The sequence below is a fragment of the Bacillus sp. JNUCC-21 genome, from assembly GCF_041222765.1.
Classification (GTDB): Bacteria; Bacillota; Bacilli; order Bacillales; family Bacillaceae; genus Bacillus; species Bacillus velezensis.
Genome location: NZ_CP166019.1, coordinates 3,864,391 through 3,884,949, shown reverse-complemented (window position 1 = coordinate 3,884,949; position 20,559 = coordinate 3,864,391). Strand labels below are relative to the sequence as shown.

Genomic DNA, 20,559 nt, shown 5'->3' with positions numbered 1-20,559 from the left:
AGCGGCGGGCTTTACTTTGTTTTCCGTTTTGCCGACAGCACATAGGATAGAACGGCACAGAACTGAAAACCGAAAATGCTGACGGCCATCGGCCAGGCATTTTCTTCTCCGGCAATACCGACCAGGGGAGCGGCAGCCGCACCGCCGATAAAGGGCAGGAGTCCGAGAAGAGCCGCAGCGCTTCCCGCGCCTTTCTCCTGTTTCTGCATAGCCAGAGAAAATCCCGTCGTCGTGACGATCCCGACAGAAGAAACAATGATGAATAATGAAATGCAGACCGCCGTCAGGCCTAAACCAAACGCAAGTGATAAAAGCAAAGCGATGCTTCCGATGACGGCGATCAACAGCCCGGAGACAAACAGCTTCCGTTCATCATGTGTTTTGGCCATCCGTCCGGTGATTTGGGTGGCGCATATGATTCCCGCACCGTTTACGGCGAACAGCAGGCTGAACATTTGCGCCGATACGCCGTAGATGTTTTGCAGTACAAACGGCGACCCGGCAATATATGCGAACATGCCGGTCATCACAAATGCCTGGCTGAGCGCAAATCCCATAAACATCCGGTCGCCAAGCAGGCCGCGAAACGTCATCAGCGTCTCCCGGAGTCCGCCGCTTGTCCGCTTTTCCGGCGGGAGTGATTCAGGCAACGCCGTAAGCACGGCGGCAGAAATGATACAGCCGATCACCGCCAGCACGACAAATACGATTTTCCAGCCGGTGAACTGAAGGATAAATCCCCCTGTAATCGGCGCTAAAATCGGCGCCGCCCCATTGACGAGCATCAGTAATGAGAAAAAAGCCGTTAATTCTTTTCCGGAATACATATCGCGTGCGGCCGCCCGTGCGATGACGATTCCGGCCGCCCCGGTGAATCCTTGAATAAACCTCATGACAATTAAAAACGAAACAGAAGGGCTGAAGGCGCATAATAAAGAAGACAGCGCATAAAGCAGCAATGACAGAATGAGCGGCTTCCGGCGCCCGATCATATCACTGAGCGGCCCGACAACGATCTGCCCGACCGCCAGCCCCAAAAGACAAAACGTCAGGCTCAGCTGCGCAAGTGACGCTGTCGTATGAAGATCGGCCGCCACTTCAGGCAAAGCGGGCAGATACATATCGAGCGAAAGCGGCCCGAATGAAGCGAGCGTCCCGAGAATCAGTACCATGCCGAGGCCTGCGCGGGCGGCCTTTGAATCAGTGTTATTCATTCCATGACCCCCACCTTAACAAATGATTCTATCACTATAGCATAACCGGACGGCGTATTTTATATCATTTATTGAATACAAACTAAATATTTTATTTAAAATCTGAATGTAAATAAAAAAACAGAATTAGTTTTCATGTGAAATGTAAAATGAAACATAAGGATGCTAAACTATAAAATAACAAAAGGTAGAAAAGTTTTACGGAAGAGGTGTTCAAAGAGCATGAACAGCAAACAAACCGATCACATCGAAACGAAACGCCGATTTCCGATCTGTCTCGCGCTTGCTTTGACATTAGGCGTATTTGCCGCCGGTTCTGAAGAGCTGGTGATTTCTCCGCTGCTTCCGGATTTAGCGCAGGCTTTCAGCTCGGATGTCAGTGTGCTGGCGCTTTCCATCAGTATTTACGGATTGATGATTTTTATCGGCGCGCCGCTTCTCGTTCCGCTGGGAGATAAATATTCCCGGGAACTCAGCCTGCTGGCGGGGCTGCTTATATTTACGGCCGGCACGGTGATCTGCGCGCTGGCGCACAATCTCTTTTTCTTCTTTCTGGGCAGGGCGCTTTCCGGGCTCGCGGCGGGTGCGTTTGTGCCGACAGCATATGCGGTGGTCGGCGACCGTGTGCCTTATGCGTACCGCGGCAAGGTGATGGGTCTGATCGTGTCAAGCTGGTCGCTCGCTTTGATTTTCGGTGTTCCGATCGGCTCTTTTATCGGCGGTGTTTTGAATTGGCGGTGGACGTTTTGGATTTTCGCCCTCATGTCTGTCCTCGTTGCTTCGCTCATTTTCATTGAGGCGCGCCGCAGCACGGCGGATGGGGATAAAACAGAAGAGGAAAACGGACGGCAGGCAGGCACTTTCCGGGATGCGCTGAAGGTGCCCCGTGTCCCTGTATACCTTACGATCACTTTTTGCAACATGATCGGTTTTTACGGCATGTATTCCTTTCTCGGCACATATCTTCACCGCGTGCTGCCGGGGGGAAATACAGCTTCAGGGCTGCTGATCATGGTGTACGGAATCGGTTTTTCCATGAGCGTGTTCACCGGAAAAATCGCAGATAAGGCGGGGAAAATGCGCTCTTTGATCGCGGCATTGGCCGTGATCAGCATATGGCTTTCCTGTCTCGCCTATGCGCCGTCATCAATGCCGTTTTTGGTCATCGGGTTATTCGTCTGGGGATTGATGCAAAGCCTGACGGTGACCTTGCTCAGCACCATTTTAAGTGATTGCTCACAGAGCCGCCGGGGCAAAATCATGGCATTTTACAGTCTGGCGTCCAATTTGGCCGTCACCTTGGGTTCTGCTGTCATGGGTCCGGTCTATGTCGGATACGGATATGCAGCTGTCGGATTTATTTGTGCGGCCGTCACCCTCATCGGCTTTGTCCTCAGCGTTTTCGCATACAGAAGGTATGGGAAATATGAGCATCAGGCCGACCAAACATTGTATCGGTAAAATAAAGTTTCTATAATTTTGTAAATGTTAATTTTTAACACCCTATGTCATAGGGTGTTTTCTAATATATAGGAATAATTATCAATATTTTCAAATAATATTGACAGCTTGAACATCTATGGATAATATTTACTTAAAATTTAACAGATTGGTTGGTGCTCATGATTATATTGGATAATAGCATTCAAACGAAAAGCAAGGCTTATTCAATATCTAAACTGATTACGATCAACACGCTCGGTCCTGAAGGGACAAGCAGTGAGTACGCAGCAAAAAACTTCATCACCAATTTCACCCTTCTCCAAGGGGTGAACAGCAAATTATCACTGCATGATACATTTGAATCGTGCATTGAAAAAACGCTTCAAAGTCCGCTGGAATACACAATTGTGCCTCACGCGTATGACGGCATTAAGCACTTCTACATGAGACCGGATCTGCAGCTTCTGCAAATTTTCAGGTGCGACACCCCGATGTACGGCCTGGCTGTCCGGCCCGGTTTTGAATATACGGATGACATGCTTGATCAGACTGTCATCGTATCCCACCCGTCTCCTATCAATTTGATTAAGTATTTTACCCGTAAAGATGTCACGTTTGATCTGGTGAACTCAACGAGCGCAGCCGCGAAAAGAGTGAAGGACGGTTTGTCCGACATCGCGCTGACAAATGAGCTGGCCAGACAAAAGTACGGCCTTCACTTTGTCAAAACATTTAAAAGCATTCCCATGAGCTGGTCATTATTCGGAAAAGGAGAGATTCATGATGAAAACTGAACAAGATTTGCAGGAACTTTATTTCCCGACGCCTAAATTAATAGAATGGGATAACGGAGTAAGACAATATTCGTCCGTCAGAGGAGATACGGAAGTTCTGCTTTCTTACGTTCCGCCGCATACAAACGTGGAACTGCATCAGCATAAGGAAGTCCAAATCGGCCTTGTCGTTTCCGGCGAGCTGTCGATGACTGTCGGAGATGTCACAAGAAAGATGACAGCGCTGGAATCAGCCTATATCGCGCCTCCTAATGTGCCTCACGGCGCAAGAAATGAGACGGATCAAGAAGTGATCGCCATTGATATTAAACGCCTGAAAGCCGGTGAAACCTACACAAGCCCTGAAGATTATTTTTTGAATATTTTTAAAACGAGAGACTTATTGCCCGGTATGGAAGTCACGTTCTTCGTGGAAGACTGGGTGGAAATCATGCTTGCCAACATTCCGGGCAACGGGGGAGAAATGCCGTTCCATAAACACCGCAATGAACAGATCGGCATCTGCATCGGCGGCGGCTATGATATGACCATTGAAGGCTGCAAAGTGGATATGACATTCGGCACAGCTTATTTCTGCGATCCGAGAGAAGATCACGGCGCCATCAACAGATTTGAAAAAGATTCAAAATCAGTCAATATCTTTTTCCCTCCGCGCTATAACAGAGCAAAAGCGAAAAAATTAGAGGCGAAAGAGTCATGAACCTGACGGATAAAACCGTCCTCATCACAGGGGGCGCATCAGGCATCGGTTATGCCGCGGTTCAGGCGTTTCTGAATCAAGAGGCGAATGTGGTCGTCGCGGATATTGATGAGGCGCAGGGAGAAGCGATGATCAGGAAAGAAAACAATGACAGGCTGCATTTTGTGCAGACGGATATTACAGATGAGCCGGCATGTCAAAACGCCATCCGGTCAGCGGCGGACAAGTTCGGCGGGTTGGACGTGTTAATCAATAACGCCGGCATCGAAATTGTCGCCCCGATTCATGAGATGGAGCTGAGCGATTGGAACAAGGTGCTCAACGTCAATCTGACGGGCATGTTTCTTATGAGCAAGCACGCGCTCAAGTATATGCTCAAAAGCGGCAAGGGCAATATCATTAACACGTGCTCCGTCGGAGGAGTCGTTGCATGGCCCGACATTCCCGCATATAACGCCTCTAAAGGCGGCGTATTGCAGCTGACGCGTTCGATGGCTGTTGATTACGCCAAACACAACATCCGCGTCAATTGCGTGTGCCCGGGAATCATTGACACACCTTTGAATGAAAAGTCGTTCCTTGAAAACAACGAAGGCACGCTTGAAGAAATCAAAAAAGAAAAAGCGAAAGTCAATCCGCTGCTGAGACTCGGCAAGCCTGAAGAAATAGCGAACGTCATGCTGTTTCTCGCGTCGGATTTATCAAGCTATATGACCGGAAGCGCGATCACCGCAGACGGTGGATACACCGCACAATAGAGAAGGAGTGTTTACATATGGAGAGAAAAACAGTATTGGTTATCGCTGACCTTGGGGGATGCCCGCCGCATATGTTTTACAAAAGCGCAGCCGAAAAATACAACCTCGTCAGCTTTATTCCGAGACCTTTTGCAATTACAGCCTCTCATGCGGCATTAATTGAAAAATACTCGGTCGCGGTCATAAAAGATAAAGACTATTTTAAGAGTCTGGCTGATTTTGAGCATCCCGATTCGATTTACTGGGCTCATGAAGATCATGACAAACCTGAGGAAGAAGTAGTCGAAGAAATCGTCAAGGTGGCCGGCATGTTCGCGGTTGACGCCATTACGACCAACAATGAACTGTTTATCGCTCCGATGGCAAAAGCGTGTGAACGTCTCGGCCTGCGGGGAGCGGGCGTACAGGCCGCTGAAAATGCCAGAGATAAAAACAAAATGAGAGCCGCTTTCAACCGGGCCGGCGTTAAGTCTATCAAAAACAAACGGGTGACGACGCTGGAAGATTTCCGCGCCGCGCTTCAGGAAATCGGAACGCCGCTCATTCTGAAGCCTACATATCTGGCGAGCTCCATCGGCGTGACGCTTATCAAAGAGAGGGAAACGGCCGAAGCCGAATTTAACAGAGTCAATGAATACCTGAAGTCGATCAACGTACCGAAAGCGGTCACGTTTGAAGCGCCGTTTATCGCGGAAGAATTTTTGCAGGGCGAGTATGACGACTGGTACGAAACAAGCGGTTATTCCGACTATATCAGCATAGAGGGCATCATGGCCGACGGAGAATACTTCCCTGTCGCAATTCATGATAAAACACCGCAAATCGGATTCACGGAGACATCGCATATTACGCCGTCCATCCTGGATGATGACGCGAAGCGGAAAATCGTCGAAGCAGCCAAAAAGGCGAATGAAGGACTCGGCCTCGAAAACTGCGCAACCCATACAGAGATTAAATTAATGAAAAACCGGGAAGCCGGACTGATTGAATCAGCGGCACGATTTGCGGGCTGGAACATGATTCCGAATATTAAAAAGGTCTTCGGCGTCGATATGGCGCAGCTGTTATTGGATGTTCTCTGTTTCGGAAAAGAAGCCGATCTGCCGAAAGGATTATTGGAGCAGGAGCCATGCTATGTCGCCGACTGCCACTTGTATCCTCAGCATTTCAAAGAAAACGGCCAGCTGCCTGAGACGGCTGTCGATTTCGTCATTGAAAGCATTGACATTCCCGACGGCGTCTTAAAGGGAGACACCGAAATCGTTTCTTTCTCGGCGGCCGAGGCGGGTACATCCGTGGATCTGCGGCTGTTCGAAGCGTTCAACAGCATTGCGGCGTTCGAGCTGAAAGGAAGCAATTCGGGTGACGTGGCCGAATCAATCAAACAAATTCAGCAGCAGGCGAAGCTGACTGCAAAGTATGCGTTACCGGTATGAAACAGCTGAAACCGAACTCTAAGTATTTGCTTTTCGGGCAGGCGCTTTCGTTTATGGGAGACTATTGCGTTCTCCCGGCTCTGCTCATTTTGTCTACATACTATCACGACTACTGGGTGACGTCCGGCGTCATCGCGGTCCGCAGTATTCCGATGGTGTTTCAGCCGTTTTTAGGCGTGCTCGTGGACCGGCTCGACAGGGTGAAAATCATGCTGTGGACGGATGTGATCAGAGGCGTCATCTTTTTGGGGCTGACATTTCTCCCGAAAGGCGAATATCCGCTGCTTTTTCTGGCGCTGCTGTTTGTTTCTTACGGAAGCGGCGTGTTTTTTAACCCGGCACGTCTCGCGGTCATGTCGTCTTTAGAAGCGGATATTAAAAATATCAACACTTTGTTTGCAAAAGCCACGACGATTTCGATTATTGTCGGCGCTGCAGCCGGCGGACTTTTTCTGTTAGGCGGTTCTGTGGAGCTTGCCGTCGCCTTTAACGGGGTGACCTATCTTGTCTCCGCGTTTTTCATCAGCCGCATTAAGCTTCAATACGTGCCGATTCAGTCAGAAAACGTGAGAGAAGCTTTTCAGTCGTTTAAAGAAGGCCTGAAGGAAATCAAAACAAATGCTTTTGTGTTAAATGCCATGTTCACGATGATTACGATGGCGCTTTTGTGGGGTGTCGTCTACAGCTATTTCCCGATTGTCAGCCGCTTTTTAGGCGACGGGGAAATCGGCAATTTCATCCTGACGTTCTGTATCGGCTTCGGCGGCTTTATCGGTGCCGCTCTTGTCAGCAAATGGGGCTTTAACAACAATAAAGGGCTGATGTATTTTACAGTGTTATCGATCGTCTCGCTTGCGCTGTTTTTGTTTACCCCGATTTTCGCCGTGTCAGTCATTGCCGCCATTCTTTTCTTTATCGCAATGGAATACGGTGAGGTGCTGGCGAAGGTCAAAGTTCAGGAGAACGCGGCGAACCAGATTCAGGGCCGGATTTTTTCGGTGGCGGAGGCCTCCATCGGATTGTGCATCGCCGTCGGTTCCATGCTGATCAACATTGTAGACGCGGCAGTCATCATGGCGTTTATCGTCCTTTTGGTCAGCGGGCTGTTTCTGCATACAAAACTGGTCAATAAATCCTTTTCAGAACGGAATAACGAATCAGAGCAAATTCATTTATAAGGAGCCTTTCAGATGGAAATCATACCGTCCGACGTCATCAAGACACTTCCGAAACAGGAATTTTCGCTCGTTTTTCAAAAGGTAAAAGAGATGGAGAAAACGGGAGCCCAGATCATTAATCTCGGGCAGGGGAATCCCGATCTCCCCACACCGCCGCATATCGTTGAAACATTGCGGGAGGCTGCGCTGAATCCTTCGTATCACGGATACGGCCCGTTCAGAGGCTATCCGTTTCTGAAAGAAGCCATCGCGGAATTTTATGAGAGAGAGTACGGGGTATCGGTCAATCCGGAGACAGAAGTCGCGCTGTTCGGCGGAGGGAAAGCTGGTTTGTACGTTTTGACGCAATGCCTGCTGAATCCCGGCGATATCGCCTTAGTCCCGAACCCCGGCTACCCTGAGTATTTATCGGGCATTACAATGGCCAGAGCGGAGCTGCATGAGATGCCGCTTCATCCGGAAAACGGCTATTTGCCGGATTTTGAGCGGATTGATCCCGCCGTCCTGAAAAAAGCCAAGCTGATGTTTTTGAATTACCCGAATAACCCGACGGGCGCGACTGCGGATCAGGCGTTTTATGAAAAAGCGGCAGCGTTTGCAAAAAAACATGACATCCACCTTATTCACGATTTTGCATACGGCGCGTTCGAATTTGATCAGAACCCGGCCAGCTTTCTTCAGGCGAAAGAAGCGAAAACGGTCGGCGCGGAGCTTTATTCATTTTCGAAAACCTTCAATATGGCAGGCTGGAGAATGGCATTTGCCGTGGGGAATGAGAAAATCATTCAGGCGGTCAATGAGTTTCAGGATCACGTCTTCGTCGGCATGTTCGGCGGTCTTCAGCAGGCGGCAGCGGCGGCGCTGTCAGGAAATCCTGAGCATACCGAGCGTCTGAAGCGCACATATAAAGAACGGATTGACTTTTTCACGGCGTTATGTGAAAAGGAATTAGGCTGGAGCATTGAAAAACCGAAAGGGACTTTTTATGTATGGGCTGAAATTCCGAATGAATTCGAGTCTTCACACCAGTTTTCGGACTATCTGCTGGAGCATGCCCATGTTGTCGTGACGCCCGGCGAGATTTTCGGCAGCGGCGGAAAGCGTTATGTCAGAATATCAATGGTGGCAAAACAGGGTGATTTAAGGGAATTCGTGCTGCGGATTCAAAAGCTCGGTTTGTCCTTTCCTTCATTACAAGAAACATCCCGCTGAGAGCGGGATGTTTTTATTATATGCTTTTCATGCTGCCGCCGTCGGCTGATACTTGCTGTCCGGTAATATAGGAGGCTTCTTCAGAGGCAAGAAAGGCAGCCAGCGCCGCGGTTTCTTCCGCAGTTCCGACACGCTTCATCGGGACACCTGATGCAATCCGTTCTTCCGCTTCCGCTTTAGAAATGCCGTTTTGCTTCATGACATTCTTCACGAATTGGTGATAACGGTCTGTGGCGATAAACCCGGGATTCAGACAGTTGACAGTAATGTGAAAAGGCGCAAGCTGAATGGCGATGTTTTTGCTGGCATTAATTAAAGCGGCGTTCATCATGCTGTTGGTAAACATATTGGCGCCGGGTTCTTTCCATAGGTTTCCGACGATATTAATGATTCTGCCGAATTCGTGCTGTTTCATGATTGCTGCGGCCGTTTTCATAGAGTCGATATAGGCGATCGTTTTATTCGTAAAGGTATTTGTCATATCCTCTATATCGCAGTTTTCAAAGGTATCCGGCGAGCCGCCCGGAATGTTGTTGATCAATACATCAAGCCGTCCGCATCGTGATCTGATCTCTTCAAAAATGCCGGCTCTTGTCTTCTGGTCCGACATATCCCCGGCCAGAACGGTGACGCCCGCATCCGGATGTTTGGCGAGGATCTCTTCTTTTACCGATTCGATATTTTCGGGAACTCGTGAATTAATGACGGTATGAAAGCCATTGTCCGCCAGTTTCAGAGCGGTCGCTTTGCCGATCCCCTGACTGGCTCCCATAATAAACGCGGTTCGTTTTGACAACTGTCTGCACCCCTTTACCAAAATGGAATCTCCTTTACATCGTAAAAAAAAATGATAAAAATAGCAAATTTTATTTAAATTCTGACAAAGGAAAAACCCGCCGGACAGGCGGGTGGGTGTTACACGTGCAAAAACTTCGGAAGCGTGTCGAGAGACAAGCGGTTTCCGACAAAAAATGAACCGAATTCGCCGTAGCGCGCGCTGACTTCATCAAAGCGCATTTCGTAAACAAGTTTTTTGAACTGAAGCACATCATCGCTGAAGAGCGTGACGCCCCATTCGTAATCGTCAAAACCGACAGATCCCGTGATAATCTGTTTGACTTTGCCGGCATAGCTCCGTCCGATCAAGCCGTGGCTTCTCATCAGGTTTCTGCGTTCATCCATAGAAAGCATGTACCAGTTGTCATTGCCGCTTCTTCTTTTATCCATCGGATAGAAGCAGACGTATTTCGCTTCAGGCAGCTCAGGATACAGGCGGGCGCGGACATGCGGATTTTCATACGGATCGCCTTCTCCGCTAGCGAGGTAGTTGCTCAGCTCAACCACGGACACGTAAGAATAAGCCGGGATTGTAAATTCAGCAAGCTTTGATTTGTTAAATTCAAGCTCGATTTCGTTCAGCTCTTCCATTGTCGGGCGAAGAATCATCAGCATAAAATCAGCTTTCTGTCCGACGATGCTGTAGATGGTTTGCGAGCCTTTGCCTTCTTTTTGGGCGACGCCCCATTTTTCAAGCAGTCCCGTAAATTCGTGAATAATCGACAGGCGCTCATCGCTGGATAACATCTTCCATGACGTCCAGTCCATTGTGCGGAAATCGTGAAGCGCGTACCAGCCGTCAAGCGTTTGGGCGGCTTCGTTCGTTTTTTGCTGCTCACTCATGTATCTTCACTCCTATATCTTTTCATTACATTGATGCCTTCACTATATCACAGTTTAACCGTTTCGGCTGTGGAGAAACCTTGAATAATCCGAAGCCTTGTGTCAGAAACTATGCCGTGAACAAACGGTCAATTAAATTAGTTAGAAAAATAAGATTTCTTTTTGAAAGCGCTATAATAGAAGTTGGTTATTTGAATTTAGCTGGAAGAAGAGTATGCTGTAAAAGTAAGCGTTTTTTGTCAACATAGAGGAGGGTATATCGTGGCAGATTTATTTACAAAAGTACAAGAAAAAGTCGCAGGAAAAGATGTGAAAATCGTATTTCCTGAAGGGTTGGACGAACGTATCCTGGTTGCGGTCAACAACTTGGCGGGCAACAAGGTATTAAAGCCGATCGTAGTCGGCAATAAAGAAGACATTCAAGCAAAAGCGAAAGAATTAAATCTTACGCTTGACGGCGTGGACATTTTTGACCCGCATACATATGAAGGCATGGAAGAACTCGTTCAGGCTTTCGTAGAACGCCGCAAAGGCAAAGCGACGGAAGAACAGGCCCGCAAAGCTTTGCTGGACGAAAACTATTTCGGCACAATGCTTGTGTACAAAGGTCTCGCAGACGGACTTGTCAGCGGAGCTGCGCATTCTACTGCTGATACGGTGCGCCCTGCACTGCAAATCATCAAAACAAAAGAAGGCGTGAAAAAAACATCAGGCGTCTTCATCATGGCCCGCGGTGACGAGCAGTATGTGTTCGCTGATTGCGCGATCAACATTGCTCCTGACAGCCAGGACCTTGCCGAAATCGCCATTGAAAGCGCCAATACGGCTCAAATGTTTGACATTGACCCGCGCGTTGCCATGCTCAGCTTCTCTACAAAAGGATCGGCGAAATCAGACGAGACGGACAAAGTGGCTGAAGCGGTGAAAATTGCGAAGGAAAAAGCGCCTGAGCTTACGCTTGACGGCGAATTCCAATTCGACGCTGCATTTGTGCCGTCTGTCGCGGAGAAAAAAGCGCCGGACTCCGACATTAAAGGAGACGCGAATGTATTTGTATTCCCAAGCCTTGAAGCAGGAAACATCGGCTACAAAATCGCTCAGCGCTTAGGCGGCTTTGAAGCGGTCGGACCGATTCTGCAAGGATTAAATATGCCTGTAAACGATCTTTCCAGAGGATGTAATGCGGAAGACGTCTACAATCTTGCGTTAATTACGGCTGCTCAAGCGCTGTAACCCGCAAAAGCCGACCTTTACGAGGGCCGGCTTTTTTTATAGAAAAAACGTCACTGCGGCCCAGCCGAACAGGGACAAACAGAGAGAACCGATCAAGCCTGCTGCGAGCGCCCGCCAGCCGTTATGACGAAACGCCGATATATGGACTTTCAAACCGAGACCCGCCATCGCCATGCCGATTAAAACATAAGACACTTGAACAAGAAACGCGGAAAACGAGGCTGAAATAACGCCTGATGTATGGATGGCGCTCATTCCGAGAAATCCGAAGATAAACCAAGGGATGGGGAGCGAAGCGGCAGAAGCCGTCTTTGACTTTCCGCTGCGGCGAGCCCGCATTCCGAGCATGAATGCGGCCGGGACGAGCAGCGCGACCCGGGTCAGTTTGACGATCACCGCCATCTCGACGGCTGCTTTTCCTCCGGCGCTGCCGGCCGCCGCCGCATGCGCCACCTCGTGAAGCGTTGCCCCGCAAAAGGCTCCGTAAGCCGCAGGAGAAAAGCCCAATCCATGATAAGCAAGAGAATATACAACAGTAAAAACGGTTCCTAATAACGAAACGGCGGCCGCGCTGATGGCGGCTGCATTTTCATTTGATCTGATCTGCGGCGCGATCGCGGCAATGGCAGCCGCCCCGCAGATCGCTGTGCCGCAGGCTGTCAGCGTGCTGAGTGTCTGATCTATACGGAACAGCCGGGACAGTCCGTATACAACGGCACCCGCAAACATCATACAGCAGACGGCAATTGCAAATACGTGCCAGCCCGCATGATAGATATCCGCCAGATTCAGTCTCATGCCAAGCAGGATGATGCCTGCTTTCAGCAAGTATTTGCTTGAGAACGCGATCCCCGGCTCTAATGCCGCCCGCTGTCCGAATACGGCGCGCCAGAGCATGCCGATCAGCATTGCAAGGACAAGCATTCCGAACATATGAAAAAACGGCAGGCGGCTGACATAGAAAGCCGCAAACGCAATTCCTGCGGTAACTGAAACACCTTTTACCATCTTCATCTCAGTCACTTCCCATTATCTTGATAACTCCACTTTACTGCGGTCTTAATCATTAGTAAAATATATTTATATGATCTAAACGATTAGGAAAAATAATAATTAGGGGCGATGCTTTTTGTATTATGGGGAACTGAAAACATTCATTGCCGTCGTGGAAGAAAAAAACTTTACAAAGGCGGCGCAGAAGCTGATGATTTCTCAGCCGAGCGTCAGCCTTCACATTAAAAACCTGGAGAAAGAATTTCAAACCGCCTTGCTGAACCGCTCTCCGAAGCACTTTACGACTACACCGACGGGGGACATTCTCTATCAGCGCGCCAAGCAGATGGTCTTTTTGTACGAACAGGCGAAATCCGAAATTTACGCCCATCATCATTATGTCAAAGGGAAGCTCAAAATCGCCGCGAGCTTTACCATCGGCGAATATATTCTGCCGCCGCTTCTCGCAAAGCTTCATAACGAGTATCCCGAGCTGAACCTGGACGTCATGATCGGAAACACGGAGGAGGTCAGCGAAGCGGTTCGGATGCTTCAAGCCGATATCGGATTAATTGAAGGGCATACGGGGAAAAACGAGCTCGACATTCAGCCGTTTATGGAGGATGAATTGTGCATTGCCGCACCGAACGGACACCCGCTCGCCGACAGAAAAAACATCCCGGCTGCCGAATTGCAAAATCAAGCGTGGGTGACGAGGGAGAAGGGTTCGGGAACGAGGGAATATTTAGACCACGTCCTTCAATCAAACGGACTGCGGCCGAAATCCATGATGACGATCAGCAGCAACCAGGGCGTCAAAGAAGCCGTGATCAGCGGAATGGGTCTTTCCGTTCTGTCAAAAAGCGTGCTGCAAAAGGATCTGCTTCACGGCAGCATTTCCGTGCTTGAGATAAAAGGATTCTCCTTAAAACGGAAACTGTCTATCATCCAATCTTCCATTATGGAGAACACAAAAAACAAAGAAATCTTCATTGCTCTTTTGAAAAGCCAATTTCAATCATCACAAGCGGAGTGATATAATAAATGCATGGAAAGCCTATGACGAAAGGGATTTAATATAGATGGGAAAGCAACCGATTGATTTACTGATGCAGCCGAGCTGGAGAATCATTGACCAATCCAGCCTCGGCCCTTATTTTGATGCGAAGCAGTCATTCGCAATGGATGATACGCTGTGCGCCTCCGTAGGCAAAGGGGAATCGCCTGCGACAGCACGCTCTTGGGTGCACCACCGGACGATCGTGCTCGGCATTCAGGACACGCGCCTGCCGTTTTTAGAGGACGGCGTGAAATTGCTGGAGGACGAAGGCTACCGTGTCATTGTCCGCAATTCCGGAGGCCTCGCCGTCGTACTGGACGAAGGCGTATTGAATATCTCGCTTATTTTTGAAGACGAGAAAAAAGGCATCGACATCGACAGAGGCTACGAGGCGATGACAGAGCTGGTGCGGCGGATGCTGCGTCCGCACCATGCCGAAATTGAAGCATATGAAATTAAAGGATCGTACTGTCCGGGCAGCTATGATCTCAGCATCGGCGGCCGAAAATTCGCGGGAATCTCACAAAGACGCCTGCGGGGCGGAACCGCGGTTCAGATTTACCTCTGCGCCGATAAAAGCGGAAGCGAACGCGCCGATCTGATCAGACGTTTCTATCAAGCCGCTTTAAAAGACAAAAGCAACGATACAAAAGGCGTATATCCCGATATCCGGCCCGAAACGATGGCTTCATTAAGCGAATTGCTGCAAACGGACATTACCGTGCAAGACTTAATGCTGGCGCTTTTGACTGAACTGAAGGAACTCAGCGGACGCCTGTATGCAGCCGGATTATCGCCGGAAGAGGAAATGGTATTTGAAAAAAATCTGACCCGAATGCTGGAACGGAATGAGAAGGTGTTCGGCACGCAGGAAAGCTTGGACTAAGTCCGGGCTTTTTTTGTTTTTGGTAATTATATACTATTTAGTTATAGTGAAAAAGAATCGTTATATCAAAACTAGTTTACATTATATACCTTATTTGATTAATATATTTATGTAGGTTCCAAATAATTCTATAAACTAAAGGAGATGGAGATATGAACTTTAAAAAAATAAAAGAAGAAAAAAGAATCACGATCCCGACACATTTGTTAGCCGGAGATGCGGAACAATCAGGCAATTCTTTCGCTTGGAGCGGCTGGGTGCTTGTAGTGCCGAGCCAAGAAGACAATCAAAACCCGAATTTGAATTTCTCTGATTTAGCCGCTCAAAAGTAGGATAATCACTGTTTGGAGCCTACACATCTGAGACGAGGCGGTGAGAGTGTGACACAAGAGTATATAACAGAAATTAAGCGGGGAGCACTGTCATGGATTGTTAAAAATATCCAATATTTTGATATGAATCATAAAGTAGCGAATGATTTCAGGTGGCGCCTTAAAACATTTATAGAACTCATTTTTCTTACCAATTACCTGATCAGAAATCAGGCAGATGATAAGGAAGTTGCTGTTTTAACGGAGTTTATTACAGAAAGGCTCCGTAAGGATCAGCTTGAAGAATTTATTCATTTTGATCCGGACGGTCTCGCCGGATTGGCTATTGCGGGTGAATTTCTTACCTTGACTGATCATCCGTCACGGGCTTCGGTGATATGGGAGCTGGAAAAATTCACGGCAGCGCGTTTTGATTGCAGCCTTGCTAAAGTTCCCTTTCGGAAAATGGATCTGAAGTACAGTCTGCAAAGAGCAGGCGTAACCTCGGAAATAACGGATTTTTCTGACTTATATCACTACACAGCAGCTGGTCAGGATATCCCAAATACATATATGACGGATCATGATGCGTACAGCATCACTCATACGATTTTTTATATAACAGACATGGGATGTTCTTCGCTTACGGATAAAGAGTATCATCTGCCGTCCTTAAAAGAAAAGGTCCTGAAATTTCTCGGGATCTATATCTGTCTTGAGAATTTAGATATTACCAGTGAATTATTGATGTGCAGCTCTTTTTTACATATCAACATGGATAAGGACAACCATAAACCGCTCTATGAAGCAGCCTGGAATAAAATCTATCAGGGCCGAATGAAAGAGGGGAATGTCCCGAGCATCACCTATCAACATAAACCCGGTTTGACAGGTGAACAGCGAAGAGAAGATGTGTTCAAACATTGCTATCATACAACACTTGTCGCCGCTGGTGCCGCGCATGCCTGTCTTAGAGCAGAAAGGAACGATTAACTTGAATAGATTAGCTGAAGAGACAGATCAATTTTTATTATCTTTTGCTGAACAATCGCTTCCGGATCAAAAGAGCATTCAGCTGTTTGCCGGCTTCTGCAAGTACTACAGGAAGACGAGCCATTCTTCCGCTGTAAAAGAACATACTGAAAGGATTGCCTCCGCTTTCGTTGATAAGTCATGCTGGGAAGATCTGTTTCACTGTAACACGGCCATTGTCAATGAGTTGATTCATATCTATTTAACGGCAAAAGCTTATAAAAAGAAGCAGGGAATAGATTCGGATGATCAGGTCATACGTCACGGATTGCAAAACGGCTATCTTATAAAAAAAGAATGGCCTTATTTTAAATACGCCGAATTCGTCGGTTTGCTGAGCGAGCTGGGAATGTCAACTGACCATGAAAAAGTGCGCTTTTACAAGAATTCGATGTTTCAGCCTTTGCTCCATGACGCATGGAAAAGAACAGCTGAAAACGAGCTGGAGTTTGTCGAGTACTGTCTTCTTCATTTGAATGAGGGAGAGCATCTGCTTCATCCCGGCTTGAAGGTGTCCATTCAAAAATGGCTTGTGTTTTGTCTCGGCAGCCGAAAAATGAAACAGCTGTGCAATATGTTATTTATCCAATCGTGTATCGATCCATTTTTTTATGGCTGTCAAGCGGCTCTTCATCATATAAATAACGAGAATCCATCCATTCATTGTGCGCCGGCTCTTCTGCCGGCGATTGAGATTCTGAATCTGGAGTGTGGAACATGCAGATAGTCAAGGAACATTTTAATATAAAAAAAACAGAAGAATGGCTGCTGGGTTTTTGGAAGAACATTCAGCTGCAGCCGGAAGAAATGGAAGCAGATGATCTCATGCACCTGTTTTGCGGTTTAGCGGCATGTCATCATTTTGAAAGCAGAAAGGATACAGAAGAAGTTATTCTATTCCTAGACCGTTATTTCGGAGAAAAAACACACGAATGCCATCCGGTCCTGTTCGCGTATGCGTATCATGTGTACCGCAGGATAGATGCCGCAAAAAGCATCTTTTTTCATAACGGACTTGAACAAATGGCCCGCGGTTTACAAGAGGAACTGAAATCAGAGCCCTCCTCTATGATCCTCATGGTGTTAGGGTCTTATTTTGGGGCGGTGACTCCGGAAGAACTGATCGTGTTCTTAGAAACCGGGATGAAACGTGAGGCCGATTTGCTCATGGCACCGGGCAGCATCCAGCAAGAACAGGCGGATGCCCTTTATGCCGTCACTTATTTGCAAATGAATGAATTGCAGCCTTTTCTCACGGAATGGTACAAAACATCAGACTTTGCTTTTTCAGGTTTAATGTTAGCCGAGTGCAGAAAGTATCACATTGACGCCGTTGCAAAATACACTGCCATTATGAAATTTCTCCAATTCGATGAGGCGCTTTTTATACGGGAAGGGCGGGAATTTCTACACTTTCAGCAGCGAAGCAGCGGGAGCTTCGGTTATTTGAATCCATTAGCGATGGACCAAGGGGCGGTCAGCGGCAAATTGCTGGACCGGCAGTATTTCCTGCCGTCCGCTCATTATGCCGCCGCCTCTCTGTCTATGCTGTAATGTCTCTCTTTTGAAAGACGGAAAAAGAAATCAATAAACAAATAAGAAAGTAGATCGCTATAACCGTCATGGAATAGGGGATGTTTAACGTTGAAATCGCATCACCCGCGCTTTTATTTACATAAGCAACGAGATTTAAATGCGGAAAGAGCGTAAATTTATACCACGTAAATTGGGCAAGCAAATCAGTTCCGCCCAATATACTGCCGGCAAACAGCAGTAAAATCGATAAGCAAAGGGAGAGCGCCTGGCTTTTGCACAATACTGACAAAGTGAACGCAATGGTGACAATGCTTATAATTGATATGAAACGCAAAAGCAGAATGATTCCGGATGCTTTGATTGAACTGATGGTATACAGACTGTCATTTAAATGAGTATAGACGAGCGGATATGAAGCATTGGAAAAACCGAATAACACGCCGCCGATCAGCAAACAGCTCACACAGTAAAATAAGTAAATCATACCGGTAAACAGAAGGGAGGCCAGAAATTTCGATGTTAAAATCCGCCATCTTCGGTTCGGGCTTGTAGCGATAAACTTAATCGTTCCAAGGGCAAACTCTTTAGAAACAACCCCGCTGACGGTTAAAATCGCGGTCAAGCTGACGAAAATCTCAAGCCCGTTTGAAGTAACCGTGCCGAAAAACCTCCAGCCGTTCCATTCATAGGGGTTGATGTTATGCTCCAAATAATAGTCTTTATTTTTAACATCAGCAGAATAATAAACGCCTGTCGTTTCAGCCGGTTTATCAATTTCTTCCTGTTTTTTTTCGGCGAGAAGCCGTTCTTTCCAATTGTTATCCGAGGAAGCATCTAACTCATGATTCATAATAAGGCCGGCCAGCAAAACGATGAGAAACAGGAAAAAAAGAGATAAAAGTGTGCCTTTTTTTCGGGTTATTTTTATGAATTCGTTCTGCGCCAGATGAAATATGCTCATACCGCGTCCTCCTGATCTGTAATCATCATGTATTTCTCTTCCAATGACAAAGTTCTTGCAGAAACGCGGGAAATCAGAATCTCTTTCTCTGCCAAAGATTTAATGACATACGGGATGGTATCTTCTTCCGCTTCCAATTCAATGATGCGGCTGTCTTTTTGCTGTACTTGAAGAATACCGTCCTGCTCTAATATTTCTTTCGCCCTTGCCGGATGATCGACCGTGACGGTAAACAGTTTTTTCTGACCAAGGTCATGTCTGTTCTTCATGTCTTCAATTCCTAAAATCCGTCCCTTTTTAATATAGGCAACCCTATCGCAAATCTCCTCCATTTCCGACAATAAATGGCTTGATAATAAAATGGAAACCCCTTGCTTCGCTAAATCGGAAAGAATGGTGCGCAATTCTTTCATTCCTTTAGGATCGAGGCCGTTCATCGGTTCATCCAGAATTAATAATCCGGGATTGTGAAGAAGAGAATAAGCGAGCCCCAAGCGCTGTTTCATGCCTAATGAGAAATGTTTCACCTTTTTGCGGGCAGCCTGCTCTAGTCCGACTTTTGCAAGGGTATTCATAAGGTCATCCGTTCGCAGCGAGGTGCTGCGCAGTTTAGTAAAATATTTTAGGTTTTGCAAAGCGGTCATATTCGGATACATATCCGGGCCTTCAATGATAACCCCGATATGTCTCATAAAATATTCAAAGTCGCTGTCCGGTCTGCCTCTGAATGAAATGGCTCCTTCTGTTTTTTTAATAAGCTGTACGATCATTCTGAAAATAGTGGTTTTTCCTGAGCCGTTCGGCCCTAAAAGGCCGAAGATCTCGCCTTTTCTCACATCGAAAGAAATTGACTGTACAATAGGGGTATGATTGATTGTTTTAGAGACATCTTTTAATATCAGGGCTGGTTCAGTCATGATATTTGCACACCTTCCTTATGATTTAGGGTAAAAGCCGTCAAAACCGAAGAACATGCTTCCGATCAGGCCGGCAGCGATTAAAATGAGAGCAATGCTATACCACATTTTTCGATTCAATGGTTTCCCTCCTTACAACGCTGACATTCCATTTGAAATAGCGCAAAAAGATGCGGAATATCAGTTTCGAAAGATCAAATCCGGCCATAAACACCGCCATACCCGCTCCAAGAACCATACATCCGTTAAAAATGGCTGTTACAATCGGCACTTTTACGAGGAGAAAGAATGATCCGGTCATCAGCATCAGGCCGATCGCCATCAAACTTAACACCGCAACAGAGGCAAAAAGAAACGGTGTCAGCATAAACATGAAGTTGAACATGCCCATCCCCAGCATCAGGCCGAATGCTTTGAAAAACGAGCGCCATGTTTTCTGCTCCTCGGCATCGCTGATGAAAATATCCGCTTTTAAGGCGCGCGCAAGTGTTTTGGGGTTTCCTAAATTGCCCGCGATTTGTTCATCGCTTTTTCCTTCAGCGCCGCCCATTTGGAATATTTCGCCGATATCGGCGAGTATCTCTTTTTGCTCAAGTTCCGGCAGATCTTTTATTTCCCGCCGGAGATGTTTTAAATATTGGTCTTTACACATTCATTTTCCCTCCTTAATGATGCTGTTCACTTTTTCGGACAGGTCAAGCCATTCCGATTTTAATGTGTGATGATATAAGGCGCCTTCTTCTGTTACTTTGTAATATTTGCGTGACGGGCCTTGATCGGAAGCTGCTGTATACGTTTTTAGGTAGTTATTTTTTGTGAGTCTTCGTAATATGGGGTAGATGGTACCCTCCGATACAGGGAACGTTTCACTTATGATCTTGATTAATTCATAACCATATAAATCTTCATAAAGAAGCAGGGACAACACACAAAGTTCCAACGCTCCTTTTCGTAATTGGCTACTCATTTACTATCATTCCCATCATATCTAATAATTGTATTCTCTATACAGTGTATTGCACAGTAGCTAATCGATCAATAATTCCCAAGAACCATTTGGGATGAGGAATTGAATCTTTATGCTTATGTGCGGGCGGGGACCGAGATGCGCAGCCCTTGCGGGAAGAAGGCCTCCTGAACAATGTTTACATTAATATAGATCAGGATGTTCGTCATTGACAAATGGCAAAAACCCCTTTTTCCATGACAAGGAAA

Annotated in this window: 22 protein-coding genes; 14 read left to right on the top strand and 8 right to left on the bottom strand. The window is 47.1% G+C overall.

Translation table 11 applies throughout. The features are described 5' to 3' along the window. Positions 1–11: 11 nt before the first annotated feature. Positions 12–1,214, bottom strand: a complete 1,203-nt coding sequence (locus JNUCC21_RS19760) for a multidrug effflux MFS transporter (protein WP_369878421.1) — start codon at positions 1,212–1,214, stop codon at positions 12–14. 222 nt (positions 1,215–1,436) lie between these two features. On the opposite strand from JNUCC21_RS19760, the gene JNUCC21_RS19755 reads away from it, so the two are divergent. From JNUCC21_RS19755 to JNUCC21_RS19725, 7 genes are all read left to right on the top strand, one after another. Next, positions 1,437–2,675 (top strand): MFS transporter, encoded by a 1,239-nt coding sequence (locus JNUCC21_RS19755; protein WP_257726752.1) that lies wholly within the window; start codon positions 1,437–1,439, stop codon positions 2,673–2,675. Between the two features lie 161 nt (positions 2,676–2,836). Continuing rightward, the gene (locus JNUCC21_RS19750) at positions 2,837–3,451 is read left to right on the top strand and encodes a bacilysin biosynthesis protein BacA (protein ID WP_015418458.1); all 615 of its coding nucleotides are present in this window, start codon (positions 2,837–2,839) and stop codon (positions 3,449–3,451) included. Continuing rightward, a complete protein-coding gene (locus JNUCC21_RS19745) occupies positions 3,441–4,151 on the top strand; it encodes a cupin domain-containing protein (protein ID WP_069007045.1) in 711 nt (236 codons plus the stop codon). Before JNUCC21_RS19750 ends, JNUCC21_RS19745 begins: the two co-directional genes overlap by 11 nt. Continuing rightward, entirely contained in the window at positions 4,148–4,909 is a 762-nt protein-coding gene (bacC, locus tag JNUCC21_RS19740; protein ID WP_132105637.1) for a dihydroanticapsin 7-dehydrogenase, read from the top strand. Before JNUCC21_RS19745 ends, bacC begins: the two co-directional genes overlap by 4 nt. Positions 4,910–4,926: 17 nt before the next feature. Further along, positions 4,927–6,345 carry an acetyl-CoA carboxylase biotin carboxylase subunit family protein gene (locus JNUCC21_RS19735; RefSeq protein WP_007407672.1) on the top strand — a complete coding sequence of 473 codons (1,419 nt, stop codon included), beginning with the start codon at positions 4,927–4,929 and terminating at the stop codon, positions 6,343–6,345. Then, positions 6,342–7,523, top strand: a complete 1,182-nt coding sequence (locus JNUCC21_RS19730; protein ID WP_007407671.1) for an MFS transporter — start codon at positions 6,342–6,344, stop codon at positions 7,521–7,523. Before JNUCC21_RS19735 ends, JNUCC21_RS19730 begins: the two co-directional genes overlap by 4 nt. Positions 7,524–7,535: 12 nt before the next feature. Continuing rightward, a complete protein-coding gene (locus tag JNUCC21_RS19725; protein ID WP_021494772.1) occupies positions 7,536–8,735 on the top strand; it encodes a pyridoxal phosphate-dependent aminotransferase in 1,200 nt (399 codons plus the stop codon). A gap of 16 nt (positions 8,736–8,751) precedes the next feature. Here the strand turns inward: JNUCC21_RS19725 and JNUCC21_RS19720 are convergent, their stop codons facing one another. Both JNUCC21_RS19720 and hemQ read right to left on the bottom strand, forming a co-directional pair. Continuing rightward, entirely contained in the window at positions 8,752–9,531 is a 780-nt protein-coding gene (locus JNUCC21_RS19720; RefSeq protein ID WP_095352565.1) for an SDR family oxidoreductase, read from the bottom strand. Between the two features lie 119 nt (positions 9,532–9,650). Continuing rightward, a complete protein-coding gene (hemQ, locus tag JNUCC21_RS19715) occupies positions 9,651–10,415 on the bottom strand; it encodes a hydrogen peroxide-dependent heme synthase (protein ID WP_003151011.1) in 765 nt (254 codons plus the stop codon). Between the two features lie 261 nt (positions 10,416–10,676). On the opposite strand from hemQ, the gene pta reads away from it, so the two are divergent. Then, positions 10,677–11,648 (top strand): phosphate acetyltransferase, encoded by a 972-nt coding sequence (gene pta, locus JNUCC21_RS19710; protein ID WP_003151012.1) that lies wholly within the window; start codon positions 10,677–10,679, stop codon positions 11,646–11,648. Between the two features lie 36 nt (positions 11,649–11,684). Here the strand turns inward: pta and JNUCC21_RS19705 are convergent, their stop codons facing one another. Next, positions 11,685–12,662: a YeiH family protein gene (locus JNUCC21_RS19705; RefSeq protein WP_072589681.1), complete on the bottom strand. Its 978-nt coding sequence runs from the start codon at positions 12,660–12,662 to the stop codon at positions 11,685–11,687. Positions 12,663–12,777: 115 nt separating this feature from the next. Here JNUCC21_RS19705 and JNUCC21_RS19700 point away from each other — a divergent pair, with 115 nt between their 5' ends. The 6 genes from JNUCC21_RS19700 to JNUCC21_RS19675 all read left to right on the top strand — a co-directional run bounded on the left by JNUCC21_RS19700 (position 12,778) and on the right by JNUCC21_RS19675 (position 17,484). Then, positions 12,778–13,677 carry a LysR family transcriptional regulator gene (locus JNUCC21_RS19700; RefSeq protein WP_039253434.1) on the top strand — a complete coding sequence of 300 codons (900 nt, stop codon included), beginning with the start codon at positions 12,778–12,780 and terminating at the stop codon, positions 13,675–13,677. A gap of 46 nt (positions 13,678–13,723) precedes the next feature. Next, positions 13,724–14,587, top strand: coding sequence for a biotin/lipoate A/B protein ligase family protein (locus JNUCC21_RS19695; protein WP_007407665.1), 864 nt, complete (start codon positions 13,724–13,726; stop codon positions 14,585–14,587). A gap of 152 nt (positions 14,588–14,739) precedes the next feature. Next, on the top strand, positions 14,740–14,919 hold the full coding sequence (locus JNUCC21_RS19690) for a hypothetical protein (RefSeq protein ID WP_003151018.1): 180 nt from the start codon (positions 14,740–14,742) through the stop codon (positions 14,917–14,919). Between the two features lie 48 nt (positions 14,920–14,967). After that, positions 14,968–15,891, top strand: coding sequence for a hypothetical protein (locus JNUCC21_RS19685; RefSeq protein ID WP_072589680.1), 924 nt, complete (start codon positions 14,968–14,970; stop codon positions 15,889–15,891). After that, positions 15,860–16,657 (top strand): hypothetical protein, encoded by a 798-nt coding sequence (locus tag JNUCC21_RS19680; RefSeq protein WP_023357180.1) that lies wholly within the window; start codon positions 15,860–15,862, stop codon positions 16,655–16,657. Before JNUCC21_RS19685 ends, JNUCC21_RS19680 begins: the two co-directional genes overlap by 32 nt. Then, positions 16,648–17,484: a hypothetical protein gene (locus tag JNUCC21_RS19675; RefSeq protein WP_072589679.1), complete on the top strand. Its 837-nt coding sequence runs from the start codon at positions 16,648–16,650 to the stop codon at positions 17,482–17,484. Before JNUCC21_RS19680 ends, JNUCC21_RS19675 begins: the two co-directional genes overlap by 10 nt. On the opposite strand, the gene JNUCC21_RS19670 is transcribed toward JNUCC21_RS19675, so the two are convergent. The 4 genes from JNUCC21_RS19670 to JNUCC21_RS19655 form a co-directional block, all read right to left on the bottom strand. Beyond that, entirely contained in the window at positions 17,474–18,427 is a 954-nt protein-coding gene (locus tag JNUCC21_RS19670; RefSeq protein ID WP_012118698.1) for an ABC transporter permease, read from the bottom strand. The genes JNUCC21_RS19675 and JNUCC21_RS19670 overlap by 11 nt on opposite strands. Further along, complete coding sequence (locus tag JNUCC21_RS19665; protein ID WP_020957981.1) at positions 18,424–19,344, bottom strand: ATP-binding cassette domain-containing protein; 921 nt, start codon at positions 19,342–19,344, stop codon at positions 18,424–18,426. Before JNUCC21_RS19665 ends, JNUCC21_RS19670 begins: the two co-directional genes overlap by 4 nt. A gap of 97 nt (positions 19,345–19,441) precedes the next feature. After that, entirely contained in the window at positions 19,442–19,996 is a 555-nt protein-coding gene (locus JNUCC21_RS19660) for an HAAS domain-containing protein (RefSeq protein ID WP_012118697.1), read from the bottom strand. Beyond that, positions 19,997–20,311, bottom strand: a complete 315-nt coding sequence (locus JNUCC21_RS19655) for a PadR family transcriptional regulator (protein ID WP_015418447.1) — start codon at positions 20,309–20,311, stop codon at positions 19,997–19,999. Between the last annotated feature and the right edge of the window lie 248 nt (positions 20,312–20,559).

Excerpts from the sequence above, each read along its gene's own strand:
- JNUCC21_RS19760 (WP_369878421.1), bottom strand. The coding sequence starts at position 1,214 with ATGAATAACACTGATTCAAAGGCCGCCCGCGCAGGCCTCGGCATGGTA.
- JNUCC21_RS19755 (WP_257726752.1), top strand. The coding sequence starts at position 1,437 with ATGAACAGCAAACAAACCGATCACATCGAAACGAAACGCCGATTTCCG.
- JNUCC21_RS19750 (WP_015418458.1), top strand. The coding sequence starts at position 2,837 with ATGATTATATTGGATAATAGCATTCAAACGAAAAGCAAGGCTTATTCA.
- JNUCC21_RS19745 (WP_069007045.1), top strand. The coding sequence starts at position 3,441 with ATGAAAACTGAACAAGATTTGCAGGAACTTTATTTCCCGACGCCTAAA.
- bacC (WP_132105637.1), top strand. The coding sequence starts at position 4,148 with ATGAACCTGACGGATAAAACCGTCCTCATCACAGGGGGCGCATCAGGC.
- JNUCC21_RS19735 (WP_007407672.1), top strand. The coding sequence starts at position 4,927 with ATGGAGAGAAAAACAGTATTGGTTATCGCTGACCTTGGGGGATGCCCG.
- JNUCC21_RS19730 (WP_007407671.1), top strand. The coding sequence starts at position 6,342 with ATGAAACAGCTGAAACCGAACTCTAAGTATTTGCTTTTCGGGCAGGCG.
- JNUCC21_RS19725 (WP_021494772.1), top strand. The coding sequence starts at position 7,536 with ATGGAAATCATACCGTCCGACGTCATCAAGACACTTCCGAAACAGGAA.
- hemQ (WP_003151011.1), bottom strand. The coding sequence starts at position 10,415 with ATGAGTGAGCAGCAAAAAACGAACGAAGCCGCCCAAACGCTTGACGGC.
- JNUCC21_RS19705 (WP_072589681.1), bottom strand. The coding sequence starts at position 12,662 with ATGAAGATGGTAAAAGGTGTTTCAGTTACCGCAGGAATTGCGTTTGCG.
- JNUCC21_RS19695 (WP_007407665.1), top strand. The coding sequence starts at position 13,724 with ATGGGAAAGCAACCGATTGATTTACTGATGCAGCCGAGCTGGAGAATC.
- JNUCC21_RS19690 (WP_003151018.1), top strand. The coding sequence starts at position 14,740 with ATGAACTTTAAAAAAATAAAAGAAGAAAAAAGAATCACGATCCCGACA.
- JNUCC21_RS19680 (WP_023357180.1), top strand. The coding sequence starts at position 15,860 with ATGCCTGTCTTAGAGCAGAAAGGAACGATTAACTTGAATAGATTAGCT.
- JNUCC21_RS19675 (WP_072589679.1), top strand. The coding sequence starts at position 16,648 with ATGCAGATAGTCAAGGAACATTTTAATATAAAAAAAACAGAAGAATGG.
- JNUCC21_RS19670 (WP_012118698.1), bottom strand. The coding sequence starts at position 18,427 with ATGAGCATATTTCATCTGGCGCAGAACGAATTCATAAAAATAACCCGA.
- JNUCC21_RS19665 (WP_020957981.1), bottom strand. The coding sequence starts at position 19,344 with ATGACTGAACCAGCCCTGATATTAAAAGATGTCTCTAAAACAATCAAT.
- JNUCC21_RS19660 (WP_012118697.1), bottom strand. The coding sequence starts at position 19,996 with ATGTGTAAAGACCAATATTTAAAACATCTCCGGCGGGAAATAAAAGAT.
- JNUCC21_RS19655 (WP_015418447.1), bottom strand. The coding sequence starts at position 20,311 with ATGAGTAGCCAATTACGAAAAGGAGCGTTGGAACTTTGTGTGTTGTCC.